At 59.8% G+C, this 16,793-nt stretch carries 12 protein-coding genes; 5 read left to right on the forward strand and 7 right to left on the reverse strand.

From position 1 onward, the window contains the following. Positions 1–458 (reverse strand): alpha/beta hydrolase (locus tag EKK30_RS07010; RefSeq protein WP_290982317.1); only part of this gene is annotated, 458 nt, incomplete at its 3' end. 207 nt (positions 459–665) lie between these two features. Between EKK30_RS07010 and EKK30_RS07015 the strand changes: the two genes are divergently transcribed. The 3 genes from EKK30_RS07015 (at position 666) to EKK30_RS07025 (ending at position 7,853) form a co-directional block, all read left to right on the forward strand. Continuing rightward, on the forward strand, positions 666–1,121 hold the full coding sequence (locus EKK30_RS07015) for an Hsp20 family protein (protein WP_290982320.1): 456 nt from the start codon (positions 666–668) through the stop codon (positions 1,119–1,121). A 521-nt stretch (positions 1,122–1,642) separates the two neighbouring features. Next, the gene (gene gltB, locus EKK30_RS07020) at positions 1,643–6,370 is read left to right on the forward strand and encodes a glutamate synthase large subunit (RefSeq protein WP_290982322.1); all 4,728 of its coding nucleotides are present in this window, start codon (positions 1,643–1,645) and stop codon (positions 6,368–6,370) included. Positions 6,371–6,413: 43 nt separating this feature from the next. Further along, positions 6,414–7,853 (forward strand): glutamate synthase subunit beta, encoded by a 1,440-nt coding sequence (locus EKK30_RS07025; RefSeq protein ID WP_290982325.1) that lies wholly within the window; start codon positions 6,414–6,416, stop codon positions 7,851–7,853. Between the two features lie 11 nt (positions 7,854–7,864). On the opposite strand, the gene EKK30_RS07030 is transcribed toward EKK30_RS07025, so the two are convergent. The 3 genes from EKK30_RS07030 to galE all read right to left on the reverse strand — a co-directional run bounded on the left by EKK30_RS07030 (position 7,865) and on the right by galE (position 11,656). Then, positions 7,865–9,211 carry a DUF459 domain-containing protein gene (locus EKK30_RS07030; protein WP_290982329.1) on the reverse strand — a complete coding sequence of 449 codons (1,347 nt, stop codon included), beginning with the start codon at positions 9,209–9,211 and terminating at the stop codon, positions 7,865–7,867. Between the two features lie 103 nt (positions 9,212–9,314). Then, entirely contained in the window at positions 9,315–10,568 is a 1,254-nt protein-coding gene (locus EKK30_RS07035; protein ID WP_290982332.1) for a lytic murein transglycosylase, read from the reverse strand. Positions 10,569–10,654: 86 nt separating this feature from the next. Then, positions 10,655–11,656, reverse strand: a complete 1,002-nt coding sequence (gene galE, locus EKK30_RS07040; protein ID WP_290982337.1) for a UDP-glucose 4-epimerase GalE — start codon at positions 11,654–11,656, stop codon at positions 10,655–10,657. Positions 11,657–11,856: 200 nt separating this feature from the next. Between galE and galU the strand changes: the two genes are divergently transcribed. Next, positions 11,857–12,753 carry a UTP--glucose-1-phosphate uridylyltransferase GalU gene (gene galU / locus EKK30_RS07045; protein ID WP_290982340.1) on the forward strand — a complete coding sequence of 299 codons (897 nt, stop codon included), beginning with the start codon at positions 11,857–11,859 and terminating at the stop codon, positions 12,751–12,753. A 277-nt stretch (positions 12,754–13,030) separates the two neighbouring features. Continuing rightward, positions 13,031–14,062 carry a KpsF/GutQ family sugar-phosphate isomerase gene (locus tag EKK30_RS07050; protein WP_290982343.1) on the forward strand — a complete coding sequence of 344 codons (1,032 nt, stop codon included), beginning with the start codon at positions 13,031–13,033 and terminating at the stop codon, positions 14,060–14,062. A gap of 9 nt (positions 14,063–14,071) precedes the next feature. Here the strand turns inward: EKK30_RS07050 and EKK30_RS07055 are convergent, their stop codons facing one another. From EKK30_RS07055 to hemH, 3 genes are all read right to left on the reverse strand, one after another. Then, positions 14,072–14,524: an NfeD family protein gene (locus tag EKK30_RS07055; RefSeq protein ID WP_290982346.1), complete on the reverse strand. Its 453-nt coding sequence runs from the start codon at positions 14,522–14,524 to the stop codon at positions 14,072–14,074. Positions 14,525–14,561: 37 nt separating this feature from the next. Next, on the reverse strand, positions 14,562–15,542 hold the full coding sequence (locus EKK30_RS07060; protein ID WP_290982348.1) for an SPFH domain-containing protein: 981 nt from the start codon (positions 15,540–15,542) through the stop codon (positions 14,562–14,564). 166 nt (positions 15,543–15,708) lie between these two features. Then, on the reverse strand, positions 15,709–16,770 hold the full coding sequence (gene hemH, locus EKK30_RS07065) for a ferrochelatase (protein WP_290982351.1): 1,062 nt from the start codon (positions 16,768–16,770) through the stop codon (positions 15,709–15,711). Positions 16,771–16,793 lie beyond the last annotated feature (23 nt).

Here is a 16,793-nt window from a genome sequence, read left to right on the forward strand (position 1 = left end):
ATCATCGGCGCCATCAGGATCATGCGCGAAAAAGGACTGGTCTCGTCTTGCGCACCCCGCAATAGGATGTTTCCGCCAAGGGAATGGCCGAGCCCGATGATGGGACTTGGCAACGTTGACCGCACGATCTCGTCGATGAAAATTGCAAGATCGCGATCATACTCGGTGAACCCGACAACGTGGCCCTTGCGCCTGTTCGACAACACCCGTTCTGACCCACCCTGGCCGCGCAGATCGAACGTAGCGACGGCGAAGCCCCGGCGCCTGAGGTCGGCGATGACCTCGAAATACTTTTCGATGAACTCCCCACGCCCTTGGACAATGCAGACCGTGCCGCGCGAAGGCCCGCGCGTCGCCTCCCACAGGGCCGCCCGCAACTTCAGGCCATCGTAGCCATCGAAGGCGATGACTTTGGCGCCGCTGGGGACGGGATTGATCGCGAGGGAAACGAGTTTCATCTGCCGCTCTTGAGGTCGCGTGGCGAAGCAAAAATGAACGTTACGGTACGCGAACGAAGCTAACACACGAAATTGGCGGGACCCCTCTTGAAGCGGTTTTTTCCGCTTCCTAACTCTCAGTCGTGGCTGCCGCAAAGCGGGGTCACGACCTGAAAAGTCCCGGCATGACGCCGGTTCTTACATGTCGCTTCTCATGGAGGATATGTCATGCGACACGCTGAATTCGCCCCGTTTTATCGTTCCGCTATCGGCTTCGATCGCCTTTTCCAGGCGCTCGACCGCTCTGTCAGCTTCGATAGCGAATCCACCTACCCGCCTTATAACATCGAACGGACCGGCGAGAACGCTTACCGGATCACGTTGGCAGTGGCTGGCTTCGCTCAGGACGAGTTGAAGATCGAAGTCAAGGAGCAGACGCTCTCCGTTGCGGGCGAGCAGACCGCCGAGCCCGAAGGCAAAACCTACCTGCACCGTGGAATCGCCGCTCGCGCGTTCGAGCGCCGTTTCCAGCTTGCTGACCACGTCGATGTGACGGGCGCAAAGTTTGAGAACGGCCTGCTGCACGTTGACCTCGTACGCAACGTTCCCGAGAGCAAGAAGCCGCGAACGATCGCCATTAATGCTTCTGCCCCGGTACAGCAGCTCGAGGCGAAGGCGGCCTAAAAAGCACGTGTCGGACATTTAACGAGGAACGGCAGTCGTGCTTCCGGCGCGGCTGCCGTTTTGTATTTATCGCGACTTACATGCGAAGAAATATTCTTGCCTGGACCGGCAGGGACTAGGCGAAAAGCTTGAGGCCCAAGTTGCGTGTTACCGCTTGTGCCGCAGTGTCAAATCTGTAGAATTTGATAGATAGGTCAACATTGCTGTCCTTTGTGCGCCGCTCGGCCGCATCCGGACAGTTGGGTGGTGGCGACCGGCCGTAGCGCCGCTTTACGGCTACCGAGTGGCGGCGTGGGAGATAATGAAGGTGCGCGATTACAGGACATGCAGTTTGCAGAGCCGTAACAGCGGCAGCGGGCTTCATTCCAAAAACGATCGATTGAAAGCGCGAGCGGACCGAAAACGGCGGTCCGCAGCCTAATCGTCTGCGCCCTCTAGGGACGCGAACAGCGCCCGGCGCGGGCGCCTCTCCTGATACGAAGTTCTGAATTTTTCGGCCGATTGGCAATACGAGGCGAGAAATGAGCGAAGGTTACCTGTCTCCGCTGGAAGATGAGATTGGTTCTGGTCCCCGGCCAGCGGCAGAAGGCCTTTTCGATCCAGCGCTCGAACGAGATGCCTGCGGCGTCGGCTTCATCGCCAATATGAAGGGGCGCAGGTCGCACGGCATCGTCGAAGGCGCTTTGAAGATTCTCGAAAACCTCGAGCATCGCGGCGCGGTTGGTGCTGACCCGCTGTCCGGCGACGGCGCCGGCATCCTCATACAGATCCCGCACGATTTTCTGGCGGCTGAGACGACAGCCCTCGGGTTCGAGTTGCCGGCTCCTGGCCAATACGCGGTTGGGCATATCTTCATGCCGCGCGACGAACGGCTGCGTGCGCACTGCGAACGCGTTTGGGCCCGTTGCCTGAAGGAAGAGGGCCTGGATCTGCTCGGCTGGCGGACTGTTCCCGTGGAGAATGGGTGCCTGTCTGACATGGTCCGCGACGTCGAGCCTGTCCATCGCCAGATCTTCGTTCGCCGGCCCGAAAGAATGTCCGATCAGGAGGAATTCGAGCGACACCTCTATCTGGTGCGCAAGGTCGTCTCCAACGCAATTCACGATGCCTACAAGGGCCGTGACATCGGTCATTATACCGTGTCGTTGTCGACGCGGACCGTCGTCTACAAGGGCATGTTCCTCTCGTTCCAGGTGAAGGCGTATTACAAGGATCTTTCAGATCCGCGCCTCGTGTCTGCGCTCGCACTCGTCCACCAGCGCTTCTCGACGAATACCTTCCCATCGTGGAAGCTCGCGCATCCCTACCGTATGGTGGCCCATAACGGCGAGATCAACACGCTGCGCGGCAACGTGAACTGGATGGCAGCGCGCCAGGCTTCGGTGTCCTCGCCCCTGTTCGGCGATCGCATCTCGAAGCTCTGGCCGATCTCCTATGAGGGCCAATCCGACACTGCGTGCTTCGACAACGCGCTCGAATTCCTTGTGATGGGCGGCTACAGCCTTTCACACGCGGCGATGATGCTGATCCCGGAAGCGTGGGCCGGCAATCCCACGATGGATACGAACCGCCGCGCCTTCTACGAATATCATGCGTCCTTGATGGAGCCGTGGGACGGCCCTGCTGCAATGGCTTTCACCGACGGTCGCCAGATCGGCGCGACGCTGGATCGGAATGGCCTGCGCCCCGCGCGCTATCTCGTGACCAAGGACGACACCGTCATCATGTCCTCCGAGTCTGGCGTGCTGCCCGTCGATGAGGAGAACATCGTCAAGAAGTGGCGACTGCAGCCCGGCAAGATGCTGCTGATCGACCTCGAAAAGGGCTGCATCATCTCGGACGAAGAACTTAAGGCCCAGATTGCTGCCAGCCACCCGTACGAGAACTGGCTGAAGCGTACACAGATCAAGGTCTCCGACCTGCCGTTGCCCGCCAAGACCGCGGGTTCAGCGAAGTCGAATGTCGCGCTACTCGATCTCCAGCAGTCGTTCGGCTACACGCAGGAAAGCATCAAGTTCCTTCTCACGCCGATGGCCGAAAAGGGAGAAGAAGCAACGGGCTCGATGGGAACCGATACGCCGATCTCGGCGCTGTCGTCGAAGTCGAAGCTGCTGCACACCTACTTCAAGCAGAACTTCGCACAGGTCACGAACCCGCCGATCGACTCGATCCGCGAAGAACTGGTGATGAGCCTCGTCTCGTTCATCGGTCCGCGCCCAAACATTCTCGATTTGCAGGGCACCTCCAAGCAGAAGCGGCTTGAGGTCGATCAGCCGATTCTGACGAACGAGGACCTCGAACGCATCCGCGGCATCGGCGCGGTCAAGGACAACGAGTTCAACTCGATCACCATCGACATTACCTATCCGGCCGAAAAGGGCGAAGGCGGCATGGGTCCGGCGCTCGATGGCATTTGCGCCGAGGCGGAAGAGTACGTTCGCGCCAAGGAGTTCAACATCATTATCCTGTCCGATCGCCGCGCCGGACCGGATCGCATCGCCATACCCTCGCTACTCGCGACCTCCGCCGTGCATCACCACTTGATCAAGCAGGGCTTGCGCACCTCCGTCGGCCTTGTCGTCGAAACGGGCGAAGCGCACGAAATCAACCAATTCTGCACGCTCGCCGGCTATGGCGCGGAAGCGATCAATCCCTATCTCGCATTCGAGACGCTCTACACGATGATCCCCGAGCTGCCGGAAGGCACAACGCCGGAGATGGTCAAGAAGCGCTTCATCAAGGCTATCGGCAAAGCGATGCTGAAGGTCATGGCGAAGATGGGCATCTCGACGTACCAGTCCTACTGCGGTGCGCAGATCTTCGATGCCGTCGGCCTGCGTTCGAGCTTCGTTGAGCGCTACTTTACCGGCACGCACACTCAGGTGGAAGGCGTCGGACTACGCGAGATCGCGCGTGAAACCGTCGAACGGCACAAGGCTGCCTTCGGCGACATCCCGGTTCTCGCCAACGCTCTGGAAGTCGGAGGCGAGTACGCATTCCGTGTTCGCGGCGAAGCCCATATGTGGCGGCCCGGAACGGTGGCGGACCTCCAGCACGCCGTTCGCTCGACCGATAACAAGGACGCGATGAGCGGCCGGATACCGCAAAAGTTCCGCGACTTCTCGAAAGCGATCAACGATCAGTCCGAACAGCTGATGACGTTGCGCGGCATGTTCCGTCTGCGTTCGCCGGAAAGCTTCGGCCGCAAGGCCATTCCTCTCGAGGAAGTCGAGCCAGCCGCCAACATCGTGAAGCGCTTCTCTACCGGCGCGATGAGCTACGGCTCGATCAGCCGTGAAGCGCACACGACGCTCGCCATCGCGATGAACCGCATCGGCGGTCGCTCCAATACCGGTGAAGGCGGCGAAGAATCCGATCGCTTCAAGCCGATGGCGAATGGGGATTCCATGCGCTCGGCTATCAAGCAGGTCGCCTCGGGCCGCTTCGGTGTGACGACGGAATATCTCGTCAACTCGGACATGATGCAGATCAAGATGGCGCAGGGCGCCAAGCCCGGTGAAGGCGGTCAGCTGCCCGGCCACAAGGTCGATGCGACGATCGCCAAGGTTCGTCATTCGACGCCCGGCGTCACGCTCGTCTCACCGCCACCGCACCACGACATCTATTCGATCGAGGACTTGGCGCAGCTCATCTACGACCTGAAGAACGTCAATCCCAAGGCTGACGTGTCGGTAAAGCTTGTCTCGGAAGTCGGCGTCGGCACCGTCGCCGCCGGCGTGGCCAAGGCGCGCGCAGATCACGTGACGATATCCGGCTTGGAAGGCGGCACCGGCGCATCTCCGCTGACCTCGATCAAGCACGCCGGTTCGCCATGGGAGATTGGCCTCGCCGAGACGCACCAGACCCTTGTCGGCAACCTGCTTCGCGGCCGCATTGCCGTACAGGTTGACGGTGGCGTTCGCACCGGCCGCGATGTCGTCATTGGCGCGCTGTTGGGCGCGGACGAATTCGGCTTCGCGACGGCACCTCTGATCGCTGCCGGCTGCATCATGATGCGCAAGTGTCACCTCAACACCTGCCCGGTCGGGGTCGCCACGCAGGATCCGGTGCTACGTGCGAAATTCTCCGGCAAGCCCGAGCACGTCATCAACTACTTCTTCTTCGTTGCCGAAGAAGTCCGCGAGATCATGGCGCAACTCGGCTTCCGCAACTTCAACGAGATGATTGGCCAGAGCGATCAGCTCGATAAAGACCGCGCCATCGAGCATTGGAAGGCGCGCGGCCTCGACTTCACCAAGCTGTTCCACAAGCCGCACGCGCCGAAAGGCGTCGCGATTTACAACAGCGAACGCCAGGATCACGGCCTGGACAAGGTTCTCGACGTCAAGCTCATCGAGCTGGCGAAGCCGGCGCTCGATCTCAAGCGCCCGGTGAAGGCCGAGGTCGAAATCAAGAACGTCAACCGCTCGACGGGAGCCATGCTCTCAGGCGAGGTCGCGAAGCGCTACGGTCATACCGGCCTTCCGGAAGACACCATCTGGATTTCCTTCAAGGGAACCGCTGGTCAGGCGTTCGGCGCTTGGGTTGCGCACGGCGTCACGCTCGACCTCATCGGCGAAGGCAACGACTATGTCGGCAAGGGCCTCTCCGGCGGCAAGCTGATCGTGCGCCCTGATCCGAAATCGAGCATCGTTCCCGAGGAAAGCATCATCGTCGGCAACACCGTGCTCTACGGTGCGATCACCGGCGAGTGCTATTTCCGAGGCGTCGCCGGCGAGCGCTTCGCGGTTCGCAACTCTGGAGCCTATGCGGTCGTCGAAGGCACCGGCGACCACGGCTGCGAATACATGACCGGCGGCGTCGTCGTCGTGCTTGGACCTACGGGCCGCAACTTCGCAGCCGGCATGTCCGGGGGCATCGCCTACGTGCTGGACGAAGCCGGAGACTTCGATGGCCGCCTCAACAAGGAGATGGTCCAGCTTGAGGCCATCACCGCCGATGCCGGTTCGCTCCAGAAGCTTGCCCAGCAAGGCGGCGATGTCGCAATCGCCGTTCGCAACGTGATGGTCGACATGCGCGAGCAGGACGTGGAACGTCTACACACGCTCATCTCGCGGCATGCGCACTATACGAATTCGAGGCGAGCGCAGGAGATCCTGAAGAACTTCGAGGCTTACCTTCCGAAGTTCAGGAAGGTGATGCCCATCGAGTATCGCCGCGCGTTGGCGGAACTCGCCAAAGCCCGCGAAACCAATCGCGAGGCCGAGCTCGAGGCGGCCAAGCAGTAACGATCGCACGTCGGATTAGAGATACGAGAGAAGAAACAGAAGAATGGGCAAGCCGACTGGTTTTCTGGAAATCGACCGCGCTGATCGCAAGTATCGTCCGGTCGAAGAGCGCCTGAAGCACTACAAGGAATTCGTCGTTCCGCTTTCCGAGCCTGAAATCAAAAAGCAGGCCGCGCGTTGCATGGACTGCGGCATTCCCTATTGCCACAACGGCTGTCCGGTGAACAACCAGATCCCGGATTGGAATGACCTCGTCTATCGCGGCGACTGGAAGGATGCCGCCGACAATCTCCATTCCACGAACAACTTCCCCGAAGTGACGGGCCGCATTTGCCCAGCGCCCTGTGAAGCCTCCTGCACGTTGAATATCGATGACAAACCGGTCACGATCAAAACGATCGAGTGCTCCATTGCTGATCGCGCATGGGAAGAAGGCTGGGTGCAGCCGCTGCCGCCGGAGAAGAAGACCGGCAAGAAGGTAGCGATCATCGGTTCTGGCCCGGCTGGCTTGGCCGCCGCCCAGCAGCTCGCCCGGGCGGGCCACGACGTGCACGTCTACGAAAAGAACGCACGCCCCGGCGGACTGCTCGTCTATGGCATCCCGGACTTCAAGATGGAGAAAGACGTCATCGCCCGTCGCGTAAAGCAGATGGAAGCCGAGGGCGTGACGTTCCATTGTGGCATCCACGTCGGCCAGGATCTGTCGGCCAAGTATCTTGAATCCAAGCACGACGCAGTGCTGATCGCGATCGGCTCCGAGCAACCGTTTGATTTCTTCGCCAAGTCTCCGGGCCGCAACCTCGACGGCCTGCACTACGCGATGGAATTCCTTCCGCAGCAGAACCGCCGCAACGCGGGCGAGCCGCAAAAGCCGAAGACGAACGAGATCTCGGCGAAGGACAAGCACGTCATCGTGATTGGTGGCGGCGACACGGGATCGGATTGCATCGGCACATCGTTCCGCCAGGGCGCAAAAAGCGTTACACAGCTGGAAATTATGCCGATGCCGCCGGAGAAGGAGAACAAGGCGCTTTCCTGGCCGCATTGGCCGTTGAAGTTGCGTATCTCCTCATCGCAGGCTGAAGGCGCCAAGACCGAGTATTCAATCTCGACGACGGGCTTTACCGGCGAAGACGGCAAGGTGAAGAAGCTTCACTACACGCGTGTAAACAGCAACCTGCAGCCGGTAAAAGGCACCGAAGGCGCTCTCGACGCGGATCTCGTGTTGTTCGCGATGGGATTTTCTGGCCCGGTCGAAACCGACATCGTCAAGGAATTCGCACTTCCGGTGGTTCCCCGCGGACGGTTCAAGGGCCTCGATGCGACCGATCGGGATTACAAACTCGCGACATCGCCGAAGCTCTTCTGCGCGGGCGACATTCGACGCGGTCAATCATTGGTCGTGTGGGCCATTCGCGAAGGCCGTCAGGCCGCGCATGCGATCGACAAGTTCCTGATGGGATCGACTGTTCTGCCGCGCTGACCGTCAGCGCGTTACCCTCGCGGCGGCGGCTCAGCTGTTTTGGCGTCGCTAGTCGTGTCGGGCTTAGGCGGCCAAATCAGATCATCGGCACGCCCAGGCTTGGGCTGCAGGCGTTCGCCTTTGACCAGAAGCCGGAAGTATGGTGCCTGCGTTGGCGACAGGCGTCCGCGATCCCGGTTGCCCGACGGCGAAATCGAACTCATCAGGGTCAGGCCGCCCGCGATCTGGTCGACGAGCAGATCGCCGCGCTGACCTGATGCCTCGCGCCGCGCCATGAGCGCCACGACCGATGCGGGTATGGCCGGCCGCACGATCTGGATGGTCTGCGTCTCCTCGCGCCCATTTTGTCCAACGAGCTTCAGCACAATTTTCCCGTTGTCTTCCTTCTGATCGCCGGTGCTGTCGGTCGCCGAAGAAGCCGGCGTGCTGCCGTATCCCTTCGCCCGCACGATTGGCGCCTGTGCGGCGGCATCGGCGCCCGGCGCCATTGGAGAAGACGGCCCAGGCGTCTTGACGGCATTCCCTGGATTGATCTTCGCCTGCTCAGGCTCGGCGCCAAGAAGCGGGAGATTTCGGTTGGCCTTGGCCTGGATGAGGTCAGGCCGCAGCTCCTTCTCAACAAAGTGCGCCAGCTTCCGATTGCCGGCGTCGGTGAAATTCACGCCATCGCGCAACCGAAGCAGCCGGATCGCACCTTCGAGGTCTGGGCCATAAGCGGAATAGGCGCCGTTCTCGTCCGTGAACCCCTGATAAGAGTCGACGTATTTATAGCCGTTGAGATAGGCGCGCTCGCGCAGAACATCGTTGATGCGCTGCGCCAGATCGTTGGCGTCCGACCGCCCAAGGTTCGGTATGCCGACCCAGTAGACCGCGGCGTTGCGTGTTTTGAAAGCGCGCATCATCCTGTCGACGCGCCGCGTATATTCGATCATCCAGGCTTCGCTGCCGATGGGCAGGCGCTTGCCGTCCGCGCCCTTGATCGAGACGCGGTCGTCCTGTCCGGTCATGACGATAGCAATGTTGAACGGCTGGGCGGCGATTGCCTTCTCGAGAGCGGATATCTTGCTGTCGAAATTCGGCATCGCGATGCCGGCAATCGGCGTCACCTGCTTCTGGATGTTCAAGCGAACATCGGAATTGAAGGCGACGGTCAGTCCACCTAGGAGTCCGCGCGCAAAATCATCGCCGAAAACGCTCACCTGATAAACGTCGTTGTCGGGAAACGATGTGAGAAAGGTGCCGGCCTGATCGTCCTCGCCCGCCCATGCGCACGGCACAAAGGCAGCCGCCACGAGAATGGCAAGCATGACGCTCGCCATCGTCCGCCAGATTCGGAACTGCCTCGTGAGGGCGTTCATGCGGAAATCTGCCTTTCGCCTGTCCGAACATTGCCGGAGCTTCCGATTCCGCCGCAGAGCATACAGCTTGACGACTCAAGCGCCAACCACACTCAGACCCGCCTCACCGTCCGGCGGCTTGTGAATCAGCGTGCGCCAATACGCGGTCTGACGGCCAGCAGTCGATCGTCAAGCCATTGGCCTTTTCGTACAGGCCGATCTGCTTGCGGGTGTTCGAACCAATTTTGCCGTCCACCTTGTCCATCGGGAATCCGAGTTGCTGCAGGCGGGCCTGCAGACCTGCGACCGTTTTCGTCTTCGGCTGCGCGAACGACTTCCAGGGTGTCACGAACTCGCCCTCGCCTCGGATCCGGTCACCCAAATTGCCGACGAAGAGGGCATAAAGGTCAGACGTGTTGTAGAGCCTGATCACGCGAAAGTTCTGAGCCGCGAGAAATGCCGGCCCATAGGCACCCGCAGGCATCATCAGATAAGCATCCGACGCGAGTTCCGCCTTCGTGAACGGACGGCCACCGGCTTTCTTGAAGCCCATCTTGACCCAATCGCTGATCGGACGCGCATCCGGCGGTCCTTCGAGCGAGCAATCCGCATGCGCCGGAGCCACAACCTCATACCCCCACCGTGCGCCCCGAACCCATCCTTTGCCTTCTAGCTGCTTTGCGGTGAAGGCAAGCGCATCGGCCACCGACCGCCAGATGTCGATCTTGCCGTCTCCATCCCCGTCGATAGCAAACTTCAGATATTCCGTCGGCATCGCCTGAGTGAGCCCGACAGCTCCCGCCCACGACGACTTCATATCGGAACGCGGCACGCCCTGCTGCAGCATGACGAGTGCCGCAATAAGTTCCTCCTGAAACTTCTCCTTTCGCTTGCCGACGTAAGCAAGCGTCGCCAACATGCGAATGGCATCGTTCGGCGGATGATAGGTTCCGTACGCCGTTTCGCGTCCCCAGATAGCGACCAGCGTATAGCGATCGACGCCAGTCAGCCCTTCGATGCGCTCCAGTGCTGCCTTGTGTTCGGCAAGGAACTGCTTCCCCTGCACGGCAAGCTTTTCGAGGTACGGCTTTGACAGATAATCAGCGGCGGTTTTTGTAAACTCCGCCTGTCCGGCATTGTCGACCTTGGGGCGGCCCGGAATATCGAGATCAGGAATGGTGTAATCGGGCTCGACGCCCGCGAATGCCGCATCAAACGTCTTGCGGCTGACGCCAGCGGCTTTTGCCTGCGGCCACAGACCGGCGATGAACGATTGGAAATCCTGGCTGGGCTTTGCCGCAACTGGCGCGGCTGCATAGAACGGCAGCAGAGCTAAAGCCGCGATCCACGTGCCCAAAAAGCGAACTAATGCTGGCATTGCGCCACTGGTCTCCTTCATCGTCGCAATCTCCGCGAACGGCGACCCGAGCAGCAAGTGGCCGATTTTCAGGGCGGTTTTGCGGCTCAGCCGGCCAGAGCCGCAGCCTTCAGCTCATCCACCCGCCGTTCCCAATTTAATGCCTGGGCAACGATCTGCTCGAGGTCGTCATTTTGCGGCTGCCAACCAAGCCGTTCGCGGATCTTCTCAGAGCCGGCAACGATAGCTGCTGGATCACCCGGCCGCCGCGGCGACAACACGACCTTGAAATCGACCCCTGACACCCGCTTCACGGCGGAGACCACCTCGATAACGGAATAGCCTTTGGAATATCCGCAATTGAATATATCGGAGGCTCCCCCGCCCCGTAGATATCGCAAAGCCACCGAATGCGCGTTGGCAAGATCGGTCACGTGGATGTAATCGCGCACGCACGTTCCGTCCTGCGTCGGATAATCGATCCCGAAAATTTCAAGTTCCGGCCGTTTACCCAGCGCCGTTTCGCACGCGACCTTTATCAAGTGGGTCGCGCGCGGTGTCGATTGACCTGAACGGCCTTTGGGATCCGCGCCTGCCACGTTGAAATACCGCAGAGCCACGAAGCGAAAATCATGCGCGCGCGAGGCGTCCGAAAGCATGATCTCCGTCATCAGCTTTGAAGATCCATAAGGCGACATGGGAGCAGGAGGGGCGCTCTCCAGCACCGGGTTCTCCTCCGGGTTGCCGTAGACGGCGGCCGTCGACGAAAAGATGAAGTTCTTCACGCCCGTGTCGATGGCGGAAGCGATTAATCCCCGCGATTTCACCGTATTGTTGAGATAATAGCCGAGGGGATCCACGACAGAGTCCGGGACCACGACCGAGCCGGCGAAATGAATGATGGCATTTACGTTGTGAGAAAGGATCGTTTCCTTGACGAGGGTGTTATCGGCAATATCACCTACGACCAAAGTCGCGCGGCTATCGACCGCCCACCGAAATCCCGTAGACAAATTATCGATGACGACAACTTCTTCGCCTGCATCCAGAAGCTCCAGCACCATGTGGCTGCCGATATAGCCAGCACCCCCCGTGACAAGCACGCTCATAGTTGCAATGAACTCCCGAGTTCTATACCCACGTGCGCGGCTGATTCCGCCCACCGATCGGCTCAGACCTAATGGAGACGACGGTCCTGTGCAAATAGACCATTCGACATCCTTAGACGGCACTTTCTCATCCATTCCTGAATTAAACTGAACCGATGCCCTCCTTGTGGAGCGGCAAATTCGCGTCGCCGGAGCACGTTATGAACGCCGTAAAGAAGAAACCTATTCGCAAAGCCGTTTTCCCCGTAGCTGGTCTTGGCACGCGTTTCCTTCCGGCGACGAAGGCCGTGCCCAAAGAGATGTTGACAGTGGTCGACCGGCCCGTGCTGCAGCACGTCGTCGACGAGGCTCGCGCCGCCGGCATCGAACACTTCATATTCGTCACCGGCCGGAACAAGGGCGTCATCGAGGATCATTTCGACAAGCAATTCGAACTTGAATCAACACTCGCTTCGCGCGGCAAGAACAAGGAACTCGAGGCTCTCACGCGCGATCTGCCACAAGCCGGACAGACGAGCTTCACGCGGCAGCAGTCGCCGCTCGGACTTGGCCACGCCGTCTGGTGCGCGCGCGAATTGGTTGGCAATGAACCTTTCGCCCTGCTGCTGCCCGATATGATTCATCATGGGCGCACCTCGTGCCTGGCGGATATGATCAGCGCCTATGAACAGACAGGCGGAAACCTGATCGCCGTCGCGCCGGTGCCCGAAGACCAAACGCACCAGTACGGGATCGTGGGCGTCAAAGATGTTCAGTCGAAAGTCTCTAAGATCACGAAAATGATCGAGAAGCCGCAGCCGGGAACGGCACCATCAAATCTGCACATCACTGGCCGTTACGTCCTTCAACCTGAAGTCTTTGCCTTGCTCGAAAAACAGGAGCGCGGCGCCGGCGGTGAAATTCAGCTGACCGACTCGATGATTGCGCTGATGAACGATGCTGATCAGCCCTTCCATGCGGTCCGGTTCGATGGAGACATCTACGACTGTGGCTCCAAGCTCGGCTTCCTGACTGCCAACGTCGCCCTGGCCCTCGAGCGCACCGATCTTGCAGAAGATTTCCGCCGCGACCTGAAGCGGCTCATCGGAAACGCCTAAAACCGCTTGCTCGAGCCCGGATCGAATCGCCTCCGGGCTCGCAGTCCAAATAAAAGCCGTCCGCGGCCGACCGAAAAAATTCGCCATCCACGGAATCTCGTGGCGGCAAGGGCGCGTCCGCAGACGCCCAGAGGGACCGGATTCCTTGGTTAATTGTTCGCTCTGTGGCGCCTTTCCACCATCCACTCCGCGTTTGGGCGCGAAAAAGTGTTAACGTCGCCTTTCCATTCCCGTATGGTGAGGGGACGCTGCACTCGAGTGGGGGATCAAAGACCGGATGCAGAAGGTCATTCCATTTCAATTGCCCGATGGCGAGCGCCGCACGTCGGCCGGTGAAAACGGCGATCCGACGCCTATTTCGTCCGCGCTACGCACGCTCAATCTCGGCGCCGAGGGCATCGCGCAGCTCGCCCGCGAACTCTCTGGTCCGATGTCAGCAGCCTTCGACGAAGCCGTCCGTCGTCTCAAAGCGGTCAGCGGCCGCGTGATCGTGACAGGCATCGGCAAGAGCGGCCACGTCGCTCAGAAGATCGCCGCCACCTTTGCCTCGACTGGCACCCCGGCCTTCTTCGTTCATCCGAGTGAAGCCTCGCATGGCGACCTCGGCATGATCACGCAATCCGATCTTATCCTGGCTTTTTCCTGGTCGGGTGAAACGGTCGAACTGAAGCCGATCATCACCTATTCGCGCCGCTTCGCCGTTCCGCTCGTGGCCGTTACATCTCAGGCAAATTCCGCGCTCGGAGAGCAGGCCGACATCGTGCTCCAACTGCCTAAGGTCAAAGAAGCTTGCCCGCACGGCCTCGCGCCGACGACATCCACCACCATCCAGCTTGCCATCGGCGACAGTCTTGCGATTGCGCTGCTTGATGCTCGCGGCTTCACCGCGCACGATTTCAAAATCTTCCATCCAGGCGGCTCGCTCGGTGCAAATCTGAAGTACGTGTCCGACGTCATGCACAAGGGCGAACGCCTGCCGTTGATTGAAAGCGGCTCGTCCATGGCCGATGCGCTGGTCGCAATGACCGAAAAGAGCTTCGGGTGTGTCGGCGTGACGGATGCCAAGGGAAAGCTTGTCGGCGTCATCACTGATGGCGACTTGCGTCGCCATATGGGACCGAAATTGCTGACAGCGACGGTCGATGAAGTCATGACGGCAAAGCCCAAGACAATCGCCCCGTCGATGCTCGCATCCGCAGCCCTCGAACTGATCAACTCGTCTCGGATCACAGCCCTGTTCGTGCTCGAAAAAGGCAAGCCAGTCGGCGTCGTGCACGTCCACGACCTCCTGCGAGCCGGAGTAGCCTGAGATCAGGCCCTAAACGCGGGCGACGACGAGAACAGTTCCGTCGACCCCCGTCACCTTGACGGTGGCGCCCTTCGGTCCATCCTCGCCCTCGGCGACCCACACGGTGTCGCCGACGCGGACCTTGCCCCGTCCATTCACAATCGCATCCTCGATCATGACGAGGCGCCCAATATACTGCGCGCCGCGAACATTGAGGTCCCGAACATCGGGATGAGCGGATTCTTCGCGGCTGCGTTGGCGAACCCAGAAGACCGCAGCCATAGCGATGAGCGCGAAGGCGATCAGCTGCCATTCCCAAGCCAAGCTTGTGGTCAGCGCGATCGCTCCGACGACCAGAGCCGATATGCCGAACCACACAAAGTGCACGCCTGGTATGACGGACTCCATGACGAACAGGAGCACCGCGAGCGCGAACCAGAGCCATGGACCGAACTCTCGGATCAGCGACGTAAGTGACTGCATCGACGCTCGCTCCCTCTGGAAATACGCCCCGTTGCCTTTAGGTCGTGGGCACCGAGCCCGGCCGCGGCGTCCGCGCCGTCTGCGGTTTCAGCGCATCACCACCAAACGCCTCGCCGGCGATCTGCGCGATACCACCAAGCGATCCGATCACGGAAGAAGCCTCAAGCGGCATCATGAGAATTTTCTGGTTGGGCGACTTCGCCAGGGCTTCGAGCGCCTTCATGTAATTGTTGGCAACGAAGTAGTTTATCGCCTGGACGTTGCCGTTGGCGATCGCCTCCGAGACCAAAGTGGTCGCTTTGGCCTCCGCCTCCGCAGCGCGCTCGCGTGCTTCGGCGTCGCGATAAGCAGCTTCGCGACGGCCTTCAGCTTCCAGCACCACAGCTTGTTTTGCACCTTCCGCTTTCAGGATCGCGGCCTGCCTCAAGCCCTCCGATTCCAGGATCTGCGCCCGCTTCTCGCGCTCGGCTTTCATCTGCCGCGCCATGCTGTCGATGAGATCGCGCGGCGGAGCGATATCTTTGATTTCGATGCGCGTGACTTTCACGCCCCAACTCTCGGTGGCTGCGTCGACGACCTGCAACAGCCGATGATTGATCTGATCGCGGTTCGACAGAAGCTCGTCGAGATCCATCGAGCCCATCACGGTACGGATGTTCGTCATCGTAAGGTTGATGATGGAGTGCTCGAGATTGTCGACCTCATAGGCGGCCTTCGCCGCATTGAGTATCTGATAGAACGCGACGCCATCGACTTTCACCATCGCGTTGTCGCGGGTGATGACATCCTGACTGGGAATGTCCATCACCTGCTCCTTCATGTTGAGCTTATGGGTGACGTGCTCGAGAATTGGGATGAGAATATGCATTCCCGGCGTCAGCGTGCGGGTGTAGCGCCCGAGGTTCTCGACCGTGAAGTTCGAACCCTGCGGAACGATCTTGACCGTCGACCACAGCGCCCAAACCGCGCCAGCCAGCAGAATAAAGCCAAAAAACCCGAAGCCGCCCAAATCGGACATTGCCGTTCTCCCTCACGAGCGAATCAAAATCAAAATGGGTAATTCGCGCGTCGGGTTTAAGTCCCCGAAACAAACTTTCGGTAAAGATCGGGTAATATCTCGATATCAGGCGATAAAAAGCCTAAGTGAACAGCAATTAGATATGTTGGTCCTTATTCCGCGTCGGTCAGATCCAGCCGGCAAGTTCCTGCCGCACGATGGCCTCGATCACGTCCATGCCCTCGGCGCTATCATTTAGAGCGCGTAGATAGGCAAATCTTCCCCCGCCATTGGATTCGAAAATGTGGCGGTTTTCGCCGTCCAGCTCTTCCAATGTTTCAAGGCAATCGGCCGAAAATCCTGGTGCGACGAGAGCAATTTTCTTCACGCCTTCCTTTGCCAGCCGCTCGACCGTCATATCGGTATAAGGCTGCAACCAGGGATCGCTTCCAAAGCGTGATTGAAATGTCGTGAGCCAGCGGTCTTCCGGAATTCCCAATTTCTCCCGCAATAGCCGCGACGTTTTCTGACACTGACAATGGTAGGGATCGCCGGCCATGAAATATTTCTGCGGCATGCCGTGAAATGTAGCGATGATTTTCTCGGGCTCGAAATCGAGTGAACCGAGCTGCGCTTGCATCGAACGCGCGAGTGCGTCGATGTAAGCGGGATGATCGTGATAGCTCGGCAGGGTGCGAACCGCAGGCTGCCAGCGCATTTTCGTCAGCGCGCGGAAGGCCTGATCGCAAGCCGTCGCCGTTGTCGCCGCCGCATATTGCGGATAAAGCGGAACGAACAGGATGCGATCGCAGCCTTGTTCCTTGAGCGCCAAAATCCGGCTCTCCGTCGTCGGATTAGCATATCGCATTGCCCAATCGACGATAATCTTTGGTTCGTTGGCGAGACGAAGCTTCAACTGCTCCGCCTGGCTCCGCGTGATGGTCTTCAGCGGGCCTTCGTTTCTCTCGTTATTCCAGATGGTGGCGTAGTCGCGCCCTTTGCGTGAAGGCCGCGTCGTCAGGATGATGAGATTGAGGATGGGCCACCACTTCCACTTCGGCTCTTCAATCACCCGATCGTCGGAGAGGAATTCTTTCAGATAGCGGCGCATCGGCCAGTAGTCGGTGCCGTCTGGAGTACCGAGATTGAGGAGAAGTACGCCGATCCGTCCAAACGCGACTTTTGGATGGCCGTCGGGAAACGGCGCGGTCTCGCCATCGAAGCGTTGCTGTTTCGGTACTTCGTTCATCCGCACTCCCGGCGCCTATCGCG

It is taken from the genome of Hyphomicrobium sp. (genome assembly GCF_003987855.1).
GTDB lineage: Bacteria > Pseudomonadota > Alphaproteobacteria > Rhizobiales > Hyphomicrobiaceae > Hyphomicrobium_B.